This window comes from Robiginitalea sp. (assembly GCF_049588695.1).
Taxonomy (GTDB): Bacteria; Bacteroidota; Bacteroidia; order Flavobacteriales; family Flavobacteriaceae; genus Robiginitalea.
Map to the genome: position 1 here is coordinate 1 of NZ_JBAVZJ010000404.1, position 2783 is coordinate 2783.

The window sequence follows — 2783 nt, forward strand, 5'->3', positions numbered from 1 at the left end:
CGTATCTTCGCCCCGGCCGTCATAGGGATCGCAATAGATCCGTCCCGTTGATTCGAATTGGTCGCTTCCAATTCCCCGACATTAAAAAAATTATAATCATATCTGAAATAGGTTAAACCCGTATACAGATAAGGGGTAAACGCCGGCCCCAGTTTATGGAGGTTGTACTCCACAAAATTAAATTCCAGCCCTGCCGAGAACTCCATTACGGATTGTTCCATACGCAGGTTTCGCTGTTCCCTGGAACGCATATTGGACTTCGCGTCATCTGCTGTAAAGCTGCCATAGATCACATGACCCCTCCAGGCATACCTCTTGCTCTTATTCCATTTAAAAAGGGCTCCGAACGCCGGACCCGAGGGAGCGATATAATTCATACTCCCGATATCCCCGATATTATTAGCCCCACCGGCAAAAAGACCTACTTCATAAGTCTGTGCCCTGGCTACTAGCCCTGTTATCAGCAGGAAAAGAACAGTAATACTGATCCTCATCAATTCCAAAAGTTTGCAAATATAGCAATTTCAATACCTCCCCGGCAGGAATGCAGCTACATTTCTTTACTCTTTTTTAACAGGGTTTATGTGGTTTTATTGCCCCGTCAGGTAGTCAATTACGACGGTCTTCTCCCCACAGGAGTTTATTGCGGATGGTTTTCAGGAAGCTTTCTGAACTGAATTCCACCATTCGAATGCAGAAGTCGGCTTTTCGGACCTGGATTTCCGTGTCGTTATCCACACTGACCAGACGGGAATCGAATGAGAGCAGGTGCTGGGATTCGCGTCCACTTACGCGTAATGTAATCCGGGTGTCATCTGAAATCACAAGTGGCCTTGCATTGAGATTATGCGGGGCAATGGGTGTGATCACCAAAGAGCGTGCGGTTGGCATAATGACCGGGCCGCCGCAACTCAGGGAGTACCCTGTGGATCCGGTAGGCGTGGCAATAATGAGGCCATCCGCCCAATACGAGGTGAGGTATTCTCCGTTTAAGTGGGTTTCTACGGTGATCATGGAAGTAGTGTCCTTGCGGCTTACGGTGATCTCGTTCAGGGCAAAATTAAGGTGGTTGCCCCCGGGCACCTCACCGGGTACGGTGGCAGTAACCAAACTGCGCTCCACCAAATGGTAACGCCCCTCGGCAAATTCACGTAACATTTCACCTACTTCCTCTTTTTTTCCAATTGAAAGAAAACCCAGGCGGCCCGTATTGATTCCCACAATGGGTATTCCCAGATCCCGAATAAAGGTAGTCGCCCTTAAAATTGTCCCGTCGCCCCCTATGCTAATCATAAGGTCGAAGCTCTTATCCAGGCCTGATTCCATCGAAAAAACAGGGTTGCCTACAGCATCTGCTCCTATCAACACTGCAAATTCAGCCTCTATACAAACCTCGGCCCTGTATTTAGAAAGCTCCAAAAGCAAGGTAGCTACCGGAGCTACGACTTCGGGTCCGTAGGCTTGTCCGTAGATTGCAACCTTCATGGGTTACACGTTTAGATATTTATCGAGATAATCGGAGCGCTGCCGTAGTTCTTCGAGGAATTTATCCTCTGTACTTCCGGAGATAATCGAGTAGTGATACCTGCGGAAGGTTTGCAAAACTTCATTGATATTGGCATCCCCGATTTTAAGGGTGATCTGTGCAGTTTCGTTTTCAATGGTCGTTATAAAGGCCCCGAGCAGGCGGGTATTGTTCCCTTCCACTATCTGGGCAATCTCGCTGAAACTGTAGTCCTTGAGATGCTTTTCAACCACGAGTATCGATCCGGGTTCCGTAAAAAAGGGCATGTCCGTAAAAAGCTCCACAATATCATTGAGGTCAAAATACCCGATAACCTGATTCCTGGAATCCAGTACCGGCAGGATGTTCGATTCATTGCGGGTAAAGACTTCCAGTACATCGAGCCAGGTTGCCTCGGCGGTCACTGAAAATGCATCGAGCTGATAACGGAATTCTTCTATTGGGCTGGTCTCCTGAAAACTATCGAGATCAGCCTCTCCAAGCAATCCCATAAACTGGCCCTCTTCTGTAATAGCCACATGTGAATACGTGGAATGCGTAAAGAAATGAATCACTTCCTTGAGGGAGTCCGTTACTTCAAAAACGGGAATAGTGCTTATGATGTGTTCCTGCAATCGCATAGTATATTTCCTTCCTGCAAATTACTACTTTTTAACCTGCAAAAGGCATACCGAATTTGTATTTTTACGCCTCTTTAATTCGAAAATCCCTGCAAATGGTACGTTTAAGTGTGAATGTGAACAAAATTGCCACCCTCCGCAATGCGCGAGGGGGTAACGTTCCGGATCTCTTACAAGTAGTCCGGGACATCGAATCCTTTGGGGCGGAAGGCATCACCATTCATCCCAGACCAGACCAGCGCCATATTCGCTATCAGGATGCCCGGGACCTAAAGAAAATAGTGCACACCGAGCTAAACATCGAAGGAAATCCCATTCCTGAATTTCTGGAGCTTGTTCTGGAGGTACGCCCGGATCAGGTCACGCTCGTGCCCGATGCCCCGGATGCGATAACCTCAAATGCAGGATGGGACACCCTTACCCACCGTGATTTTCTGGAAGATGTGATCTCGCAATGTCAAAAGGCCGGCATCCGGACCTCCATTTTTATAGATCCCGATCCCCAGATGATAAGGGGAGCCCTGGAAACAGGAACCGACCGGGTGGAGCTCTATACCGAGGCCTATGCCCGGGAATATACCAAGAGCCCGGAAAAGGCCGTAAAAAAATACACTGAAGCCGCTCGTACGGCGCATGAG

Annotated in this window: 4 protein-coding genes; 1 reads left to right on the forward strand and 3 read right to left on the reverse strand. The window is 48.3% G+C overall.

Annotated elements, in window-relative coordinates:
• The 3 genes from WBV75_RS09480 to WBV75_RS09490 all read right to left on the reverse strand — a co-directional run.
• On the reverse strand, positions 1–494 hold a 494-nt coding region (locus tag WBV75_RS09480; protein WP_424120382.1), incomplete at its 3' end, for a DUF6089 family protein.
• Between the two features lie 115 nt (positions 495–609).
• Positions 610–1485 carry an NAD kinase gene (locus tag WBV75_RS09485; RefSeq protein ID WP_424120383.1) on the reverse strand — a complete coding sequence of 292 codons (876 nt, stop codon included), beginning with the start codon at positions 1483–1485 and terminating at the stop codon, positions 610–612.
• Between the two features lie 3 nt (positions 1486–1488).
• Positions 1489–2145 carry a CBS domain-containing protein gene (locus WBV75_RS09490; protein WP_424120384.1) on the reverse strand — a complete coding sequence of 219 codons (657 nt, stop codon included), beginning with the start codon at positions 2143–2145 and terminating at the stop codon, positions 1489–1491.
• A 95-nt stretch (positions 2146–2240) separates the two neighbouring features.
• Between WBV75_RS09490 and WBV75_RS09495 the strand changes: the two genes are divergently transcribed.
• Positions 2241–2783 (forward strand): pyridoxine 5'-phosphate synthase (locus WBV75_RS09495; RefSeq protein ID WP_424120385.1); only part of this gene is annotated, 543 nt, incomplete at its 3' end.

What these genes read in the sequence shown, in the direction of transcription:
- WBV75_RS09485 (WP_424120383.1), bottom strand. Translation starts at nt 1,485, where the DNA reads ATGAAGGTTGCAATCTACGGACAAGCCTACGGACCCGAAGTCGTAGCT.
- WBV75_RS09490 (WP_424120384.1), bottom strand. Translation starts at nt 2,145, where the DNA reads ATGCGATTGCAGGAACACATCATAAGCACTATTCCCGTTTTTGAAGTA.